An 18,777-nucleotide genomic window follows, 5' to 3' on the forward strand; every position below is an offset into this window, starting at 1 on the left:
AGATGGCCCTTCAAGTCGCTTCAATGAAAGCTCCTCCGCATAAGCGTCGAGGAGCTTTTTGCGTTTAGCTCCGTGTCCAACTCGCCGGCACGAAGCTTCTCAAGATAATCGTGACGCGTCAGCGCCTCGAAACGCTTCTCCATGATCGTCGCCGCTTCCATCGCCGCAGAGGCCGTTGCCTTTCTCGCCGGGCCGGTGCAGCCTACATCACCGGCTCGGGCAATCTCGTCGACGGCGGCATAAGTGCCTGAGTATCGTACGATGCGGCGACCTGCCGCCTCGTATGTCGCGTTCGGATTCTCCTGCCAAAGGGCAGACGATGATAAGGCATCTGGAAAACGGTTTCGCTGCGCTAATCATCAGGCTCACTGAAATTGAAGTGCAAGCTCGTGATTTCAGCTACGTTCCCCGTTCCGCCGTTGGGTTCTCCTAACGAGATTATTTTGGTGCCGCGTCTGGCGGCTGGAGCGGGCTGATTTTCGATGAAGCGCCATGTGACGAGACAGAACGAAACACGTGGATACGGAGAAATAATTTGAAGACGATCGGCATACTTGGCGGAATGTCCGCAGCCTCGACCCAAATTTATTATCATGAGCTCTGCAGGCTTACGCGCGAGAGCCTGGGAGGGCTTCATTCTCCTGAGCTTCTCATACGATCGGTCGACTTCGACGAAATCGAAAAGTTACAGGCATCCTCCGATTGGGATACGGCGGCAGAAATCCTGAGGGAAAAAGCCGTTGCTCTGGAGCGCGGAGGTGCCGACCTTCTCATCATGGCAACGAATACCATGCACAAGGTTGCGGACAAGATCTTGGGCGGGGTGTCGATCCCGTTCGTACACATCGCAGATGCGACTGCGACAGTTATCCTTGACAGCGGTTTCCGCAGGCCGGGACTGATGGCGACCGCCTTCACGATGGAACAGAACTTTTATACCGACCGCCTGGTCGCTCGAGGACTTTCGCCGATAATTCCTGAGGCTGACGATCGGGCGGAAACCCATCGCATTATCTATGACGAGCTGTGCCGTGATGTTGTTCGCGAGGAAAGCCGCTTGACGTATGAACTGATTGCGCAGCGGCTGATCGATCGAGGCTGCGACTGTCTTGTCCTCGGGTGCACGGAGGTGGGGATGCTGTTGAATCAGGATAATGTCGGGGTCCCCGTATTCGATACCACCCTGGTTCATTGCAAAGCTGCGCTTCAGGCTGCTTTGCAATGAGATGCCAGGCATTTTGACTATGCGACCCGCTCGCGAGAAAGCCTCGGGGAAATGGTCAGATCAGTTCTCCGAGGTGCTGTTGAACCCATTTCACCTCTTCCGACGCCGTGCGCCCGAAATGCCGTTTAAAATCGCGGCTGAACTGCGCCGGGCTGACATAGCCGACTGAAGCCGCCACCGTCGCGATCGTCCCGCTTTGGCGGGCGATCATAAGTCTCGCCTCATGGAGCCGCATCGCTTTTACGTATTGCATCGGACTTGAGCCGGTCAGGTTCTTGAAACGAACGTGGTAGGAAGGAACACTCATTCCCACGTCTCGAGCCAGATCCGCGACCGCAATTTCGGAGCCGTAGTTTGCCCGCAGCCACGCCACGCTCTCAACAAGTTTTCCGGACGTTCCTTTCCGCTGAAGGGCCGCAATCACCGCGCCGCCTTGCGGGCCGATCATGACGCGGTAGTGCAATTCGCGCAGGATCGAGGTGCCGAGCACAGCGACATCAACCGGGCTGCCGAGGGCCGTCAGTAAGCGCAGCAAGACGTCTTCGATACCGCTATCCATTTTGCTCGAAAAGAGGCCTCTCGGCTCGGCCTTTTCGGGGCTGGCGTATTGTTCGACCTGCAAGGCAATCTCGGCCGCCATCTGCATATCGAACTGGGGATAGACGGCCAGCAGTGGCCGCTGTGGACTGGCCGTAGACGTCATCCGGAAGGGAACGGGTACCGAAACGGCAAGATAGTGGTCCTCATCGTAGAGGTAGATTTCCCCATCTAGAATGCCGTGTTTGCTTCCTTGCAATACGAACACTGCCCCCGGCCAATAAAGAACCGGAATGTCATTAAGCACCGCTTCCGTCCGTAGGATACGCACACAACTGACCGCAGTTTGATTGTAGCCGAGACGAGGAGCTAGTTGTCCGGCCAGGATGACAAGCCGGTCATGCGGAGAGGGAGGCTTCTCGCTATTCATAGGATTTGGCAAAACTCTGAGAGAATCCGCAGTCGAACTAGCCGCTTTGCTAGAATATCTGTCACATGCAAGATTGATCAAGGAGTTTCAGAGATGTCGAGCAAAACCTTCTTCATCACCGGAGCGAATTCCGGTTTCGGCCTCGCCATTGCCACGGCCGCCACCCAGGCGGGCCACACGGTCATCGGGACCGTCCGCTCCGAAGCCTCACGAGATATGTTGTCCAGGACGCTTCCCGCACTCCATACCGTTCTTGGTGACGTCACCGAATTCGACCGCATTCCGGATGTGGTCCAACGGTCCAGTTGATGTCCTGATCAACAATGCAGGATATGGTCACGAGGGCGTGCTCGAGAAATCGCCAATCGAGGAGATGCGCCGCCAGTTCCACGTGAACGTGTTTGGCGCGGTCGCGGTCGCCAAGGCGTTTCTTCCGAGGTTCCGGCACGTCGCCGCGGGTTTATCATCAACGTCACGTCGATGGGCGGTATGATCACCATGCCCGGCATCGCCTGTTACTGCGGCAGCAGTTTGCCCTTCAGGGTATTTCCGAAGTCATGCGTTCGGAGATGGCGCCGTTCGGCGTTCACGTGACAACCCTTTGCCCTGGGTCGTTTCGAACAGACTGGGCAGGGCGCTCCATGGTCCGTACAGAGCGGTCGATTGGGGATTACGATAGCCTTTTTGATCCGATCCGCGAGGCGCGCCAGGCTGTCAGCGGTAAGCAAATCGGCGATCCGCAGAAGTTGGCTGCCGCGGTCCTAACGCTGGTCGCGTCCGAAAATCCTCCGCCGCAGCTTCTGCTTGGCAGCGATGCTCTCAAGCACGTGACGGCGCGGATCGACCGCCTGCAGCGGGAAATTGAAGTGTGGAAAGACATCACAGTGTCCACAGACGGACGATGAAAGAAACCAAAATATTTGTTATTGACGTTCTGCCTACTAGAAGGTAGACAGTTTGCATGAGCAATCTTTCGACCACCTCCGACGATATCTTGGCCTCTGCCCGAACCCTCATCATGAGCGGAGGCTATAATGGCTTCAGCTATGCAGACATCTCGAAAGTGGTCGGAATTCGGAAGGCCAGCATCCACCACCACTTCCCTAGCAAGGTCGATTTGGTACGTGAATTGGTCAAGCGCTATCGAGAAGACGGCCAGACAAGTGTAACGGTTCTTGAACAAAGCGTTCCAGATGCACTGGACATCCTGAAGGTTTATGCGAACCACTGGGCGAAATGCATCGAGGATGCCAGCAGGCCATATTGCGTGTGCGCGCTGCTTGCCAGTGAACTGCCATCCCTTCCGCCGGAAGTTGCAACGGAGGTCACGGCATTCTTTCGCTTTATCTCCTCCTGGCTTGCCTCGGTGATGGAACGTGGATCTACGCAAGGCACCCTAGTCCTTGCCAGCGCGCCTGAGGTCGAAGCCGAGGCATTTTTGGCGACGGTTTATGGGGCGATGCTTTCGGCGAGAGCCTATGGGAAGCCTGAAGTATTCGTGACAATACTCCAACCCGCACTCAGCCGACTGACGCCCACTGCTTCTCACTAATCCTGCGGTGGTTATGCCACCCAGGTAAAATCGCGTCCTTCAAAACTACCAACTAGTAGGAAGAATGAAATGAAGAAAATTTTCCCTGCACTGGCTCTTGGCCTTACGACTGTCCTTTCGGCACCTGTCCATGCTGAAGATAAAAAGGCCGCGCCGATCCACGTGCGCGGCAGTATCATCACCTACGCGGGATCCACGCTCAAGGTGAAGACGCGCGAAGGTGAGGCAGTCGATGTCGCGCTCGCCGACGACTGGAAGGTGGCAAGCGTAGCAAATGTCAAGGTGACCGACATCAAGCCGGGCGATTTTGTCGGCATCGCATCCTTGCCAAAGGCCGACGGTGGTGATGGTGCGCTTGAGGTTCTCATTTTCCCGCCGGCAATGAAGGGCACAGGCGAGGGTAGCTATGGCTGGGATCTTAAGCCCGAAAGCAGCATGACCAATGCGACGGTCGCAGATGCCGTCAAAGGCGTCGATGGCCAGACTGTTACCGTCACCTATCATGGCAAGGAAAAGAAAATCGCCATTCCGGATGGGACGCCCGTCGTGACGATTGCCGCGGCCACCAAAGATGATCTCATTCCCGGAGCCGTTGTCTTCATCACCGCCGAAAAGGCTGCAACCGGCCCGATCGCCCATCAGGTGGTCGTCGGCAAGAATGGCGTGGTTCCCCCCATGTAAGCCACGCCGTCACTGGCCGAAGCACCCGCCTTACTGCTTCGGTCAGCGACTACAGATCGACGCTGCTTGATCTGCAGCCGTAAAATGCCACAGATGAAAGGCGCTGAGATGAGCGCAAACGCTTCCAATGACAATGTTCGATTTCCTCGGACGATCTTCATTCGCCGCCACTCCGTTGTGACCCGGCTTACGCACTGGCTGAACGTGCTTTGCCTGAGCTTCCTTCTTTTAAGCGGGCTGCAGATCTTCAATGCCCACCCGGAGCTTTATTGGGGTCATCACGGCGCGAACGGCGACCCTGCCGTTCTGACAATTGGCTCCGACGACGATGGAGGCACGCCACGCGGCTTCGTGCGTGTCGCAGGGCTAGAGATCCCTACAACCGGCGTCCTCGGTGTTTCCAATGTTGATGGGGAACCGACTGCGCGAGCTTTCCCGTCCTGGGCAACAATCCCCTCGTTCCAGGATCTCGCGATGGGACGTCGCTGGCATTTCTTCTTTGCCTGGTTGTTTGTGATCAACGGCGTTCTCTACCTTGGATTCAGCCTGCTGAGCGGACATTTCAGGCGCGATCTTGCGCCTAAGGCGCATGAGCTCTCACCACGCCATCTTGGTCTTGAAGTCCTTGACCACGCTCGGCTACGCTTTCCGGAAGGGGATGAGGCCAGACATTACAACGCTCTTCAAAAGCTTACCTATCTGGCCGTCATTGTTGTCCTCCTGCCTCTGATGGTCCTGACAGGTCTGACCATGTCACCCGGGGTTGACGCCGCTTTCCCCGCCCTCATCGATATATTTGGCGGACGTCAGTCAGCGCGCACCATCCACTTCATCACAGCGTCAGCGCTTGTCATCTTCGTCATCGTCCATGTGGCAATGGTCGTCCTGTCGGGGACCTGGAACAACATCCGCTCGATGATCACTGGACGCTATGCGATCCAGGAAAAAGGCCCAAAATCATGAGCACGCTTTTTACGAGACGCCGCTTTCTGGTCGGTGGCACACTTGGCGCCAGTGCCTTGACTCTTTCCGGTTGTGATCTTCTGGATCAGAGCGCGGACGTCGCCAATGTCCTTCGCTCAGCCGAACGCCTGACCATGAAGGCTCAGAGACTACTCCAGGGTCGTGATGCTCTGGCGCGGGAGTTTGATGAAAAGGACATTTCCCCATCCTTTCGGGTGAATGGAACGAGTGCTCCCGATAGTGACGAATATCTTGAACTGGCCGAAGGCAAATTTACGGCCTGGCGGTTGAAAATCAACGGCCTTGTTGAGCGTGCGCGAGAGTTTTCGCTTGCTGATTTGAAGGCGCTCCCGGCCCGCACGCAGATCACCCGCCATGACTGTGTCGAGGGCTGGAGCGCTATCGGCAAATGGACGGGGGTGCCGCTTGCAAGCCTGCTGCGTCTGACCGGGCTCAAGCCGACAGCGCGCTATGTCGTACTACATTGTGCCGACGAACTCGAAAAGACGCTCGACGGGAGTGGCCGCTATTATGAGAGCATAGATCTCATCGACGCTGTTCATCCTCAAACCATTCTGGCCTACCAGATGAACGGCCAGGACCTCAGCGTCGGCCACGGCGCTCCCTTGCGCCTGAGGGTCGAGCGGCAGCTTGGTTACAAGCAGGCGAAATACATCATGCGCATCGAACTGGTCGACAGCTTCGCCGGCCTGTGGGGCGGGAACGGCGGTTATTGGGAAGACCGCGGGTACGAATGGTACGCCGGCATCTGAGGCAATTAAACGAAAAACCACAGGATCACAGCTCATGAGCAGACGCCAAGTTCAAAAAGTAATGCCCATCTCAGCGACCGCTTCTTCGCCCCCGGTTGAGATCGGCCAAACCAACTCGATCCTTTCTGATCCCGACGGCCGATGGGTCGCAAAGCGGCAGGGGGCGATCAACGAGGCGTTCGAAAAGCGCATGCGCTCGGAGAGCGATCACGGCATTGATTTAATGACTCCGTTGCACGGCAGCGCACAGGACGTCGAGTTCTTAGAGGAGCCAGCTGCGAAACTCTCCGGCGAACGCGACTGAATTGGTCGAAATGCGTGGGACGATAATACCGCATTTGGCAAACATGTCGGCTTCTTCTGACGGAACCCGCTTCAGTAATTTTTCATCCTTCGAGGAAATGGAAGAGAATAATGGTAAACGATCAGACCTCCCGTGCCGCCAGCGGCAACGAGCTATGGCTAAAGCAGTATTACTTTACGCGTGCGGCGTTTTCGGTGTTGTGGGTCACGGCCGCATTGACCGTCGGAAACCATTCCTTTGCGGTGGCTGCCGCCCTATTGATCATCTATCCGGCTTGGGATGCCGTCGCCAACGTCGTTGACGCTGCCAGGAGCGGTGGCTTTGCGGTCAACCGAAGCCAAACGATCAACGTTACTGCGAGCTCGATAATGACGCTTGCCGTAATCTTTGCGCTGACGATGAGCATGAACTGGGTTCTCGGCGCTTTCGGCCTCTGGGCGATCTTTTCAGGGCTACTGCAGCTTGGCGCTGCTGCCCGGCGTTGGAAAACGAGTGGCGGTCAATGGGCGATGATTTTGAGCGGTGGCCAATCCGCCGTGGCGGGCGCTCTCTTTATATTCCAAGCGCAGATGCCGCAGGAACCTTCTATTTCTACGGTCGCAGGGTACGCTGGCGTCGGGGCATTCTACTTCCTAGTTTCGGCAATATGGCTGAGTGTAGCCCTTTCGCGCCGCAGTATGCGCGGAGTCGAACTATAAGATACCAGCGTCTCATCATGAAACCTTCGCAGCAACTTTAGAGATATCCAGAATGATGAGCTATGATACGTCAGACCAACTTGCGTCCTATCGGAAGACCATCGACAATCTGGATTCAGCTCTCCTACATATCCTGGCCGAACGCTTTCGTTGTACCGAGAAAGTCGGCCATTTGAAAGCTGAACTGGCGATGCCGGCAATCGATAATGAGCGAGAGCGACGCCAATTGGATCGACTGAGGAATATCGCCAATGATGTCGGCCTGAGTCAGCACTTTGTCGAAGGCCTGATGAGAATGATCGTGGGTGCTGTGGTGGAGCGGCACAGGGAGATTGCGGCCGAGAAGTAAAGTGTCTGCCGAGCCTGTCTCCTACCGCAGCGGTTGAATGCAGTCGGTCGGCAGGGAAAATCAAATCTTCTTCGGGCGGCTTACCATGCGGGCGCATTCGCGAGATGGTCCGATACGGTCGAGATGAACGCACGAAGACGCTGAAGACGTCGTAGGTCCCGGTGATATCCCATCCAGATGTCTCGCGCCGGCGGGGGCTTGGGCAGTTCCAATCTGCGGATACCCGGGATCTGATTGCCCACTACGCGGGGCAGGACGGCGATCCCTACGCCCTGCTTGCACATTCGCCCCTGGACGTTGCGGTTGTTCGATCGCAGGACGGGTCTCGCGTTCGGGAAACTCTCGACGAGCCAAGCGATATCGGGGAACTGCCCGGTCGAAGTATCGTGGGTGATCAGCCGGAAACCAGTCCCGTCGCCATATTTGGGGTCAGGCGACTCCTCGGCGATGTAGACGCCGTATTCGAGCCTGAAGAGCCGCCGCTGAATGACATCGGCAGTGTTGAACGGAACGATACGAAAAGCGACGTCGGCCTCCCGTTGGGCGAGGTTGAACAGGCGAGTGCCGGTCAGGATCTCGACGTCTACATTAGGGTAGGCTTTCGAGAAATCTGCCAGGATGGGAGGCAGGACATAGGCCCCGAACCAGTCCGCTGATGAGATGCGCAGATTGCCTTTGAGGTTTTGCTCCTGCCCCGCAAGCCGGCGCTCCATGGCCAGCGCGCCTTCTTCCATCTGCTCTGCCAGCGCGATGATCCCATGGCCCTCCTCGGTCGGCACGAGACCGTCCGCGGTCCGCTGGAAGAGTGTGTGGCCGATCGCCTCCTCAAGGGCGCGCAGCCGTCTGCCGACGGTCGGATGGCTTGTATGAAGTGCACGCGCAGCGCCGCCGAGCGTGCCGGATCGCGCAATAGCAAGGAAGATTTTTACGTCACTCCATTCCACCGCCATGCCCTTACAAAAATGAACGTCGAAAATTCAATACTGTCACTTCAAGTACAAATATAAACTTCTAGATTCAAGTCATCTTTTGAAATCAAGCGGAGAAAACGTCATGAAAACCTGGCTCATCACAGGCTGCTCAAGCGGCTTTGGACAACGGCTCGCGCTCGCCGCAGCACAGCGGGGCGATCAGGTTGTCGCGACGGCCTGCAATGTCAAAGCAATCGAAAAGATGGTTGAGTCTTTCGGTGGCCGGATGATCAACTTGCCGCTCGACGTGACGGATGCGGCGGCAGCCAAAGCCGCAGTCGCAAAGGCGGTCGAGATATTCGGCGGCTTTGACGTGCTCGTGAACAATGCCGGCTACGGGCTGTTCGGCGCAATCGAGGAAGGCGCGCCCGAAGAATATCGGCCGATGTTCGAAGTGAACGTCTTTGGTCTGATCGAAACCACCAAGGCTGCTCTGCCGGTCCTGCGACGTTCGAGGGGAATGATCGTCAACATGTCGTCCGGCGCAGGGATCGCGGGCAGCGGCGGCGGAGGATATTACAATGCCGCAAAGTTCGCCGTGGAAGGAATTTCCGAAGCGCTCGCCGGTGAACTGAAGCCGGTCGGCGTCCGTGTACTGATCGTCGAGCCTGGGCCGTTTCGCACCGATTTTCTTGGACGTTCGATCGCGATGGTGGCCAAGGAGATGCCGGAATACGCCGCAAGCTCGCGCAAGCATTATCGCGAAACTAATAACGGCAACCAGGCGGGCGATCCCGACAAGGCAGTTGCGGTGATCCTGCAGGCAGTCGATGCCGATGACGCCCCGCTTCATCTGCCGCTCGGCCCGGTCGCGCATTCGATCGCCGAGCGAAAGCTGGCTTCCTTCCGCAGCGATATCGACGCCTGGCGCGATATCACGATCGCCACCGATTTCGACCAGGCTTAAGCGCTGGCCGCAGTTTCCTTCGAGCTTCAATACAGACTGGAAAAGATCATGATCCCAACTTTGAAAGGGTTTACCCAGCAGCTGGTGCCGGCAAATGGCATCAAGATCAACGCCGTCACGGGAGGCTCCGGTCCGCCGATCCTTCTGCTTCACGGATGGCCGGAAACGTGGTGGGAATGGCACCATGTGATGCCGCTACTGGCCGAGCATTTCAGCGTGGTGGCCATCGATCTGCGCGGCGCCGGCTTTTCCGACTGCCCGCTTGACGGCTATGACAAGTCGACGATGGCGTGCGACGCGCACGAGGTCATGGTTGCCCTTGGGCATGAACGCTACGCCGTGTGCGGCCATGACATTGGTGGAATGGTGGCTTTGCCCCAAGCCGCCATTTACCGGGAGGCTGTTACTCACCTGGCCGTCCTCGACGTTCCGCTGCCAGGCTGGAGCCAATGGGAGGCGACGACTGCGAAGATCTGGCACTTCGCCTTCCATATGAACCGTGACCTCCCTGAGCGCCTCATCCATGGTCGTGAGTACGACTATATCTCGGCCTTCATGGCGGAGCGATTCTACGATCACAGCACCTTCGAAACAGCGGACATCGAAATCTACGCGAAAGCGATGGCGCTTCCTGGGCGCACGCGTGGTGGCATGGAATGGTATCGCACCCTTGCCGGCGATCATGCCGCCGCGCTTGAGTACAAGAAGCAACCGCTCGACATCCCGGTGCTTGGACTTGGTGGCGACAAGCGCTTTGGCGCCCAAATGGTCCCGATGCTCAAGGAGTTCGCCAGCAATGTAACAGGCGGCGCGATTCCGCGATGCAGCCATTATGTCGCGGACGAGCGTCCGGATGAAGTGGTCGCCGCTCTGGTCGATTTCCTCAAGGCTAATTGAAGCTCTGCACCGCCCCGTCGCGGGCGGTGCAGACGACACTGCAGGCGAGTTGCGCCCGCACCCATCGCGTTCGATCGCTTAAACAAGAAAGGAAAACATCATGACCGCACCTGTCATTCACGGCGTCAACCACCTCGGCATCACGGTGCCCGACATCGAAGCAGCAAAATCATTCCTGGTAGAAGCTTTTGGCGGCCAGGTGATCTACCAGTCCTTCGGACCGCAGGATCCGCCGAGACAAGGACCAGAATTCGAGCGGGCCACTGGCGCTTTCCCTGGAACGATCGTGCGTGCGCAGGCGATGGTGAAGATCGGAACCGGACCGGATATCGAGCTCTTCGAAATGCACGGCCCCGAACAAGCTCAGCCGGTTAGACCGAGCGACATCGGCATCACGCACTTCGGTGTCTACACCGACGACATCGACGCATCGGTAGCGCGCTTCGAAAAGGCCGGAGGCACCGCGCTTACCGCGCCGCGCGCTATTCCGTACGCAACCGAAAAAGGTCCAGGAAACAAGGTCTGCTACTGCCGCATGCCATGGGGCACGACGATTGAGTTTATCACCACGCCCGACCGGATGGGCTATCACGACCAAACGGATCTGCGCAGGTGGCAGGACGGTGAATGAGCGTGAGCTTCGAACACAAAACGTCTCGCCGCAGCTTTCTATCGCTCTCGGCGATGGCTGCGGTCTCGGGGCTGGCAGGTTGCGCCTCCACCTCCGGCCCCGGCCGGCTGGTGGGGCCGCAACTGACGCCTGTCCCAGGTCCAATACGCCCCGTCCAGGTCGCCCCGGCGCCGACAGATGCCGAGTTGGCCGTCATGTACGGCCCGATTGAAGATGGCGGCTATCTGATCCCGGCGGTTCCCTACCAGCAGATCGATCCGCGCTACTATCGCCAGCAGGTCGTCGATCCGACTGGCGAGCGCCCCGGCACTATCGTCGTGGAAACACCCTCGCGCTTTCTCTACCTGGTTCAGCCGGGCGGAACGGCGATGCGCTACGGCGTCGGCATCGGCCGGGAAGGCTTCGCCTGGCAGGGCAAGGGCGTCATCCAGTGGCGTCAGAAGTGGCCCCGCTGGAAGCCACCGAATGAGATGGTTGCCCGTCAGCCGGAACTCGCCAAATACTCGATCGAGAACGGTGGTATGGAGCCGGGCCTGAAGAACCCAGCCGCAGTGACAGCCCCAGCCTTAGCGGACGCACGCAACATTGTGCTCGTCCATGGCGCGCTCGTGGATGGTTCGGGCTGGCGTGGCGTGTATGACATACTGACCCGCGACGGCTATAATGTCAGCATCGTCCAGCAGCCGCTGACAAGCCTGGACCAAGACGTCGCAGCTACCAGAAGCGTGCTTGATCAGCAGGACGGAGACGTCGTTCTCGTCGGTCACAGCTACGGGGATCTCGCAGGCCGCTGCAGTCGCAAAGGTTATCGAGGAAGCAGCCAAAGCTGCCAAGTAGCTGCGGCATGCATTCTGCATAACGCGCGTGTCTCGATGAACTTGCGAGCTGCGTCACGTCTGGGAACGTGACGCAGCTATTTTGAGACATGTACCTGAGCTTGGGAAAAGAGCCTTCCAAAACGCAGCCGTCTCTGGCTTAGCCATGAAGAGCGTCATCGGCTGAGTTGGCCTGACACCTTGTGAGGTTCATCACCGTTTTGAGCCACGTGATGAACCTCTTCGACAACTGCAAATATGCAGAGTTCACTCCGGCGGGCGAAGTGAAGGATTATCTGACATCGCTGGCCATTTCTACTTTGTTACCCAGCGGCGCTTGAGAATTCGCGACGCATGTTCCAGCGCCGCTAGCAACCAGCAAAGATTGCGAGGACCACTATGGATCGAGAGATCATCATACCCGACGAGATGCAGGAGATCGTCAGCCGAGCAGGCTATGCTCCCGCGGTTAAAGTCGGAGACACAATTTACGTCGTTGGCCAAGTTGGACGGACAAAGGATCTCAAGATTATTCACGATCCGTCAGAGCAATTCAGAGCTATGTGGGACAACTTGCGGATTGTCCTCGAAGCCGCTCATTGCACGTTCGATGACATCGTGGAAATGACAAGCTATCACGTCGAAATGTCCAGGCACATGGACGTTTTCCGGACTGTTAAAAACGAGGTGTTTCCGAAGGGAACCTATGCGTGGACTCGTATAGGTGTCTCCGAGCTCGCCCACCCGGGACTCCTCGCTGAGGTGAAATGTGTTGCCGTCAAGCGATAGCCACGGGTTCCTAAGAGACCCCGTGCGGCCAGATTAAGTCACGCGACTGGCTTCGGCAGGCGCGAATGGACGCATGGGCCAAGCGGTCCGGGTTGCAACTGCCGCCGCCAAAGATTCTCTCTTTGTGCGAGCGTTGGAAAAGACAAAGCCGGACGCTGATGCAGTTTTTGGTCAGAGCCATCGATGTCACCAACGCCATGAATTCGGTAGCCCTCGCAGAGGCATGTGCCGGGTTTGCAAAGCAGCTCTCGTCATGGGATCGACCCGTCAGTGCAGTATGAGGTCTCTAAAAGCTTCGGCGAGCATTCAAACAGAGCCAGCGCAGCCTGGCGGATGGCACCATAGTTCTATAATGGAACCTATGTCGTCGCGAACGATCCTTTACATTGAAACATAAAACTTACAACCGCTTAGAGAATCCGAGGCGGCGGACTATGGTTCGATTCCGCTCAAGAGCTTGGATCTGACGGTGAGGCTCTTAGAAAAATTTAGAGGCGTTCATTCATGCGCCGAGGTAGGGGATGTAGCAGGCAGTGAACGCAGGATAGGGCGGCGTCCGATCCGCCAGCGCCTATCTGAGGCTTCCGTCGGCAAGAGCTTGCGCCGCCGTCCACCGCGTAACAAGGCGTGAACAAGCTGGAGATAATTAGGCAGCTTCGAACCACTCCACGGTTTGCGACAAGCCCGGCCGCCTACTTCATCGGCCCCGCGCAACCTGTCGAAAGTTGGTGCGCCATTTGGAGCGAGCATCACCTCTCTGCCATCGCAAACGCACCGCTGCTTTGTACGCCTTGTTATCAACTATGGCCGTTCGTGAGCCATGAATATCTAACCCAAACGGCTCTGTTGCAAAATCCCGTTGATGTCCGAAAGATCGCCGAATTTTCAACGAGAATATTGATGAGCGATTTCAAGTGGCGTCATTTTCAGGGTGAAGTGATTTTGTGGGCGGTGCGATGGTATTGCCGGTATGGGGTCAGCTACCGCGACCTTGAGCAAATGACGGGCGAACGGGGTGTGCCAGTCGATCATTCCACGATTTATCGTTGGGTTCAGAGATATGCGCCGGAGATTGAAAAGCGGTTGCGATGGCACTGGCGCCGGCCGCAGTCAACGAGTTGGCGCGTTGATGAAACCTATGTGAAAGTCCGCGGACAATGGACGTATCTTTACCGGGCCGTCGACAAATTCTGCAACACGATCGATTTTTATTTGTCCCCGACCCGCAATGCCAAAGCGGCCAAACGCTGTCTCGGCAAGGCCTTGAACGGCTTGAAGGACTGGGAAAAGCCGACGACCTTCAACACCGACAAGGCTTCGACTTATGGCATTGCCATTGCGCAATTGAAGGCCGAGAGCAGATGTCCCGTAGAACTCGTGCACCGACAGATCAAATATCTGAACAACGTCGTTGAGGCCGATCACGGCAAGCTGAAGCAACTGATCAAACCGGTGAGAGGGTTCAAGACGCTGAAAACGGCCTATGCGACGATCAAAGGTTTCGAGGTCATGCGCGCTTTGCGCAAAGGACAGGCTGCGATTTTCAACCTGACGGGCGACATCCGTGGAGAAGCACGCATTGTTGAACGTGCTTTCGGCATCGGACCAAGCGTGCTGACGGAAGCGGTAGCACTGCTCGCTCAGAGTCTCGAAAACCGCGAGGCTGCCAGGTAAGCGACGTCCCAACCAACGGTCATTATGACCAAAATGGAAATTTGCAACAGAGCCCGCTGTCTTGCGGCTGAATGGGCACGCTATGATGTCACCGTAAATACCGTATCGCTGACGTTCATCCACACGGATGGTACAGCACCTTTTCTATCCGATGCCGACAATCACAAAGCGACGCTTGGTCACATTCCACTCGGCCGGATCGGCGAAACCGATGATGTGGTGGGTGCCGTCGTTTTCCTTGCATCGCCGGCCGCGAGCCTAATCACAGGCGCGAACTTGCTGGTGGACGGTGGATGGTCCGTCGCCTGAGGTTGAGGCGCTCCTGGAGTGGCGAGTCTTACGCGGACGAAAACGACAATCTCCCCGGATAAGGATCGCTAACGTCGTCAGCAAAGGCGATAGCGATCTAAGAGTTCGACCACCATTGCCTGGAGAAAACCTGTGCCCGGCCACTGGCGCAAAGCGGAAATCATTTCCTCTTTCGGCCTAAGGCTTGCAGCCAACAATCTACGTGTGATCAGGTCCATGCAACTAGATCCAACTGAAAGCCTCCCGCACGCGAAGCTTTTGCATTTGTGCCGCCGTGGGCGGATTTGGCCCAGCATCGACATGTTTTGATCTGCATTCATATTACTATTTACTAATTTAGATTCTGGTATACCGTCGGGGTGCGATCGGCACCTATGCCACACGTCGCTTCGCGACGGCCCTTGGAGGGGGCGCGCATGCGGCCGGCCGTAAGCCGCGAACGGGCCCTCGCAACCGCGGCCCTCGGGAGGAGTATTATGAAACAGCTGAAGCGGAAAAATGCAGCCTTGTTCTTCGCCGCGTTGATGCTGAGTGCAGCGCCGATGGCTGCATCACATGCGGCCGACAAGCCGACACTCGCATTCGTCGTCAATGGAGCGTCCGACTTCTGGAAAGCCGCCGAGGCGGGGGTGAAGAAGGCGCAGGGCGAGATGCCAGACTACAACATGGAGCTGAAATATCCTGAGCAGGCGGCTGTCGCCATTCAGCAGCGTCTCATGGAAGATCTCGTCAGCGCCGGCGTCAAGGGGATCATGGTCTCCGCTGTCGATCCCAAGACCCAGACGGACGGCCTCAACAAGATCGGCTCGCAGACGGCTCTCTTCACCACCGACAGCGACGCGCCGAAGACCAACCGCGTCGCCTATATCGGTTCTTCGAACGTCGACGCCGGCAAGCAGGCCGCCGAAATCGCCAAGAAGGCGATGCCGGACGGCGGTAAGTGCATGGGCTTCGTCGGTCTGCTGGGCGCCGATAACGCCCGCGAACGCATCGAAGGGATGAAGGAAGGGCTCAAGGGTACCAAGATCGAGCTTGTCGATGTTCGCGGTGACGACATCGACCAGACGCGCGCCAAGAAGAACGTGGAGGATGCGTTGGTGGCCAGCCCCGACCTGACCTGCATGGTCGGCTTCTACTCCTACAACACGCCGCGCATCTATGAGGCGCTGCGCGACGCAGGCAAACTCGGCCAGATCACCGTCGTCGGCTTTGATGACGATCCGATCACGCTCGGCGGCGTCAAGGAAGGCACGATCGCGGCAACCGTCGTCCAGCAGCCGTTCGAATGGGCCTATCAGGGCATGAAATTGATGGCCGCCTACCTCAAGGGCGACAAGTCCGGTGTTCCCGCTGATGGCTTGATCATCATCCCGACGGTGATCATCGGCAAGGATGACGTTGACAAGTATGCCGCCAACCTGAAGGCCATGGCTGGAAAATAACCTCCTTCGCGGCGGCGGCACTCACCGCCGCCGCGAAAGGCGTTTCATGCCGACAGTACCAGCAGCCATGGACAGGCGATGAACCATAGTTCCGACATCCCGTCACCGGGCGCGCCCGCAACGCCATTCCTTTCGCTTTCCGGCGTTGGCAAGACCTATCCAGGCGTCGTTGCGCTCGAAGGCCTGTCAATGGACATCATGCCAGGCGAGGTCATCGGCCTTGTCGGCGAAAACGGGGCTGGAAAATCGACGCTGATGAAGATTCTCGGCGGTGTGATCGCACCCGACCGGGGCACGATCCTGCTCGACGGGGCAGAGCTTCGTTTCCTCACTGTGGAATCGAGCATCTCGTCCGGTATCGCCTTCGTGCATCAGGAACTCAATCTCTTTGAGAATCTCGACGTCGCTGCCAATATCTTCCTAGGGCGCGAACCGCTGAAGGCGGGACCTCTTAAGCTCGTCGATCGCGATCGACTAAGGGACATGGTGAAGCCGCTCTTGAGGCGCGTGGGAGCGCATTTTTCCGCCGACACACCCGTGGCGTCGCTTTCGCTGGCCGAGCAGCAGATGGTGGAAATCGCCAAGGCGCTGTCCATCAACGCGAGGCTCGTCATCTTCGACGAACCCACTTCCAGCCTGCCGCTGGCTGAAACCGAGCGGCTGCTCAGCATCATCAAATTGCTGAAGGCGGATGGCATCAGTGTTATTTTCATCTCGCATCGGCTCCGCGAGGTTGAGCGCGTAGCCGACCGGGTCGTCGTACTCCGTGACGGCGCGCTTGTGGGCACGCTCGCCAAGAGGGACATCGGCCACGACCAGATGGTCAAGCTGATGATTGGCCGGATGCTTGCGGCGCGTACCGCAAAGCCGCAGCGCTCACCCGGCTCAGTTGCGCTGACGGTAAGTGCCGTGCGCACCGAGGCCTATCCCGGCCGTCCCGTTGATCTGGAAATCAGGTATGGAGAAATCCTGGGACTTGCGGGCCTCGTCGGGTCCGGCCGTACCGAGCTTGCCAGGGTGCTCTTTGGCATTGATCGCAGTTACGGCGGAGTCATCCTGCAGGACGGGCAGCAAATTGCAGTCCGTTCCGCGCGGGACGCCGTTGCTCGCGGCATTTTCCTGGTGCCGGAGGATCGAAAGCGCAACGGCATTCTTCTTGATTTCCCGATCGCCCAGAACATAACCCTTGCCGATCTTCCCATGCTCGCCAGCCGCTTCATGCTTTCCGCCGAGCGGGAGACGGCGGCAGCCGAAAAGCAGCGCATTCGCCTCGGCATCAAGGCGCCCTCTATTTCGAGCCGAACCGGCACACTGTCAGGCGGCAACCAGCAGAAGGTGGTGCTTGCCAAATGGTTGTCGATGAGCCCGAAGGTGATGATCTTCGACGAGCCGACACGCGGCATCGATATCGGCGCGAAGAACGAGATCTACGGCCTGATGCGGGCGCTTGCCGATGCCGGTGTCGCGATCCTGATGATCTCCAGCGACATGGAAGAGGTGATCGGCGTTTCTGACCGCATTGCCGTCATGCATGAGGGCCAGATCGCCGGCATTCTCGATGAGGACGAATTCAGTCAGGAAAGCGTCCTTTTGCTTGCTGTCGGCAAAGGCGTAAAATAGCCGCGGCACCAATATGATTAGGTATCGGGGAATGGATCTCGAATGATCAAGAAAGATCTTGGACTGCTGCTTTTGATCGTCGTCGTCGGCATCGTCGTCGCCATTATCAATCCGCGGTTCCTGCTGCCGATCAACCTGGCGAATACCGCCAACCTGATCGGCCTGTTCGGCATCCTGTCGATTGGCCAGGCCTACGTCATCATTACAGGCGGTATCGAACTTTCCGTGGGTTCGCTCGTAGCGCTTCTTGGCGTGCTGTTTGTCGATTTCGTCGCGGTCCAAGATATGTCATGGATGCTGGCGCTACCACTCATTCTCGTGCTCGGCGCGGCCATTGGTGCCATTCATGGCTGGCTGATCACCCGGCTGAACCTGCAACCCTTCGTCGTCACTCTCTGCGGCCTCCTTATCTATCGCGGGGCGGCGCGCTTCTATACGGCCGACGGAACGGCGGGTTTTGCGTTCGGCCAAAATTTCCCGGACCTTGAGTTCCTGACCGCCGGACGGTCCTACGGCGTTCCCAACACCTTCATAGCGCTCGTCATCATTTCCGTGGTCATGTGGGTGGTGCTGCATCGCTCTGTCTTCGGGCGTTATCTTTACGCGATCGGCAAGAACGAGGAGGCGGCCCGCTATTCCGGTATCCGCACCGGCCGGATGGTGATGTCGGCCTATGTCATCTGCGGCCTGCTTACGGCGCTCGCAGCAATCTATTTTGCCATGTACACACGCTCGATCTCGCCGGCCAGCCATGGCCAGTTCTATGAACTCTACGCGATTGCCGCTGCCGTACTCGGCGGCTTTTCGCTCCGCGGCGGCGAGGGATCGATCGTTGGCGTCGTGCTCGGAACGGTCCTGCTCCAGGAGTTGCAGAACCTCGTGAATCTGCTTGGCATCCCCTCGTCGCTGAATTTCGCCGTCATGGGTGGCGTGATCCTCATCGGCGTCCTGATCGACCAACAATGGCACGCGATCCGCGCACAGCGCCGGCTCGTCTCTGCCGCCCGCCACACCGAAGCCCGTATTCCGGACGAAGGCAAATTGCCGGTGGTTGCCAATCAGGACCAGGTCGGTGGATGAGACCAGTGGGCTGCCGTTAGCGAACCATGCAGCCTCTTGCGCATTGGCATGCTGGATGTTCGTGCCTTGCTGCTCGCCGATCTCAGCCAGTTCCAATTCGTCTGATCTTCTCGGCCTCATCGATTGTCTT

Annotated in this window: 20 protein-coding genes and 2 pseudogenes; 20 read left to right on the forward strand and 2 right to left on the reverse strand. The window is 57.8% G+C overall.

Annotated features, from left to right (window positions below; all coding sequences use genetic code 11):
• The first annotated feature begins 110 nt into the window (after window positions 1-110).
• Complete coding sequence (locus K9B32_RS18965) at window positions 111-251, forward strand: hypothetical protein (protein WP_224564975.1); 141 nt, start codon at window positions 111-113, stop codon at window positions 249-251.
• Between the two features lie 284 nt (window positions 252-535).
• Complete coding sequence (locus K9B32_RS18970) at window positions 536-1,225, forward strand: aspartate/glutamate racemase family protein (RefSeq protein WP_224564977.1); 690 nt, start codon at window positions 536-538, stop codon at window positions 1,223-1,225.
• A 55-nt stretch (window positions 1,226-1,280) separates the two neighbouring features.
• On the opposite strand, the gene K9B32_RS18975 is transcribed toward K9B32_RS18970, so the two are convergent.
• Window positions 1,281-2,192 (reverse strand): AraC family transcriptional regulator, encoded by a 912-nt coding sequence (locus K9B32_RS18975; RefSeq protein WP_224565188.1) that lies wholly within the window; start codon window positions 2,190-2,192, stop codon window positions 1,281-1,283.
• Between the two features lie 93 nt (window positions 2,193-2,285).
• On the opposite strand from K9B32_RS18975, the pseudogene K9B32_RS18980 reads away from it, so the two are divergent.
• The 8 genes and pseudogenes from K9B32_RS18980 to K9B32_RS19015 all read left to right on the forward strand — a co-directional run bounded on the left by K9B32_RS18980 (window position 2,286) and on the right by K9B32_RS19015 (window position 7,512).
• Window positions 2,286-3,097 (forward strand): annotated as a pseudogene (locus K9B32_RS18980) (oxidoreductase).
• A gap of 56 nt (window positions 3,098-3,153) precedes the next feature.
• Window positions 3,154-3,744 carry a TetR/AcrR family transcriptional regulator gene (locus K9B32_RS18985; protein WP_224564979.1) on the forward strand — a complete coding sequence of 197 codons (591 nt, stop codon included), beginning with the start codon at window positions 3,154-3,156 and terminating at the stop codon, window positions 3,742-3,744.
• Between the two features lie 69 nt (window positions 3,745-3,813).
• Window positions 3,814-4,425 carry a hypothetical protein gene (locus K9B32_RS18990; protein WP_224564981.1) on the forward strand — a complete coding sequence of 204 codons (612 nt, stop codon included), beginning with the start codon at window positions 3,814-3,816 and terminating at the stop codon, window positions 4,423-4,425.
• Between the two features lie 108 nt (window positions 4,426-4,533).
• Window positions 4,534-5,388: a cytochrome b/b6 domain-containing protein gene (locus tag K9B32_RS18995; protein ID WP_224564983.1), complete on the forward strand. Its 855-nt coding sequence runs from the start codon at window positions 4,534-4,536 to the stop codon at window positions 5,386-5,388.
• Window positions 5,385-6,161 carry a molybdopterin-binding protein gene (locus K9B32_RS19000; RefSeq protein WP_224564984.1) on the forward strand — a complete coding sequence of 259 codons (777 nt, stop codon included), beginning with the start codon at window positions 5,385-5,387 and terminating at the stop codon, window positions 6,159-6,161. Before K9B32_RS18995 ends, K9B32_RS19000 begins: the two co-directional genes overlap by 4 nt.
• Before the next feature lie 34 nt (window positions 6,162-6,195).
• On the forward strand, window positions 6,196-6,465 hold the full coding sequence (locus tag K9B32_RS19005) for a hypothetical protein (protein ID WP_224564986.1): 270 nt from the start codon (window positions 6,196-6,198) through the stop codon (window positions 6,463-6,465).
• 110 nt (window positions 6,466-6,575) lie between these two features.
• Window positions 6,576-7,163: a DUF308 domain-containing protein gene (locus K9B32_RS19010; protein WP_224564989.1), complete on the forward strand. Its 588-nt coding sequence runs from the start codon at window positions 6,576-6,578 to the stop codon at window positions 7,161-7,163.
• A 55-nt stretch (window positions 7,164-7,218) separates the two neighbouring features.
• Complete coding sequence (locus K9B32_RS19015; RefSeq protein WP_411969727.1) at window positions 7,219-7,512, forward strand: chorismate mutase; 294 nt, start codon at window positions 7,219-7,221, stop codon at window positions 7,510-7,512.
• 80 nt (window positions 7,513-7,592) lie between these two features.
• On the opposite strand, the gene K9B32_RS19020 is transcribed toward K9B32_RS19015, so the two are convergent.
• Window positions 7,593-8,456: a LysR family transcriptional regulator gene (locus K9B32_RS19020; protein WP_224564993.1), complete on the reverse strand. Its 864-nt coding sequence runs from the start codon at window positions 8,454-8,456 to the stop codon at window positions 7,593-7,595.
• A gap of 109 nt (window positions 8,457-8,565) precedes the next feature.
• Here K9B32_RS19020 and K9B32_RS19025 point away from each other — a divergent pair, with 109 nt between their 5' ends.
• From K9B32_RS19025 to K9B32_RS19070, 10 genes and pseudogenes are all read left to right on the forward strand, one after another.
• A complete protein-coding gene (locus tag K9B32_RS19025) occupies window positions 8,566-9,390 on the forward strand; it encodes an oxidoreductase (RefSeq protein WP_224564995.1) in 825 nt (274 codons plus the stop codon).
• Between the two features lie 48 nt (window positions 9,391-9,438).
• The gene (locus K9B32_RS19030; protein ID WP_224564997.1) at window positions 9,439-10,287 is read left to right on the forward strand and encodes an alpha/beta fold hydrolase; all 849 of its coding nucleotides are present in this window, start codon (window positions 9,439-9,441) and stop codon (window positions 10,285-10,287) included.
• A gap of 100 nt (window positions 10,288-10,387) precedes the next feature.
• A complete protein-coding gene (locus K9B32_RS19035) occupies window positions 10,388-10,918 on the forward strand; it encodes a VOC family protein (RefSeq protein ID WP_224564999.1) in 531 nt (176 codons plus the stop codon).
• On the forward strand, window positions 10,915-11,826 hold the full coding sequence (locus K9B32_RS29135; protein ID WP_411969724.1) for a L,D-transpeptidase family protein: 912 nt from the start codon (window positions 10,915-10,917) through the stop codon (window positions 11,824-11,826). Before K9B32_RS19035 ends, K9B32_RS29135 begins: the two co-directional genes overlap by 4 nt.
• 306 nt (window positions 11,827-12,132) lie before the next feature.
• Window positions 12,133-12,522 (forward strand): RidA family protein, encoded by a 390-nt coding sequence (locus tag K9B32_RS19045; protein WP_224565001.1) that lies wholly within the window; start codon window positions 12,133-12,135, stop codon window positions 12,520-12,522.
• A gap of 900 nt (window positions 12,523-13,422) precedes the next feature.
• Entirely contained in the window at window positions 13,423-14,196 is a 774-nt protein-coding gene (locus K9B32_RS19050) for an IS6 family transposase (protein ID WP_224565190.1), read from the forward strand.
• Between the two features lie 24 nt (window positions 14,197-14,220).
• A pseudogene (locus tag K9B32_RS19055) lies at window positions 14,221-14,505 on the forward strand (SDR family NAD(P)-dependent oxidoreductase); the annotation flags it as partial.
• 476 nt (window positions 14,506-14,981) lie between these two features.
• Window positions 14,982-15,947, forward strand: coding sequence for a sugar-binding protein (locus tag K9B32_RS19060; protein ID WP_004671359.1), 966 nt, complete (start codon window positions 14,982-14,984; stop codon window positions 15,945-15,947).
• Window positions 15,948-16,025: 78 nt separating this feature from the next.
• Window positions 16,026-17,567: a sugar ABC transporter ATP-binding protein gene (locus K9B32_RS19065; RefSeq protein WP_224565003.1), complete on the forward strand. Its 1,542-nt coding sequence runs from the start codon at window positions 16,026-16,028 to the stop codon at window positions 17,565-17,567.
• Between the two features lie 42 nt (window positions 17,568-17,609).
• A complete protein-coding gene (locus K9B32_RS19070) occupies window positions 17,610-18,647 on the forward strand; it encodes an ABC transporter permease (RefSeq protein ID WP_224565004.1) in 1,038 nt (345 codons plus the stop codon).
• Window positions 18,648-18,777 lie beyond the last annotated feature (130 nt).

The sequence above is a fragment of the Rhizobium sp. 3T7 genome, from assembly GCF_020166565.1.
Lineage (GTDB): Bacteria > Pseudomonadota > Alphaproteobacteria > Rhizobiales > Rhizobiaceae > Rhizobium.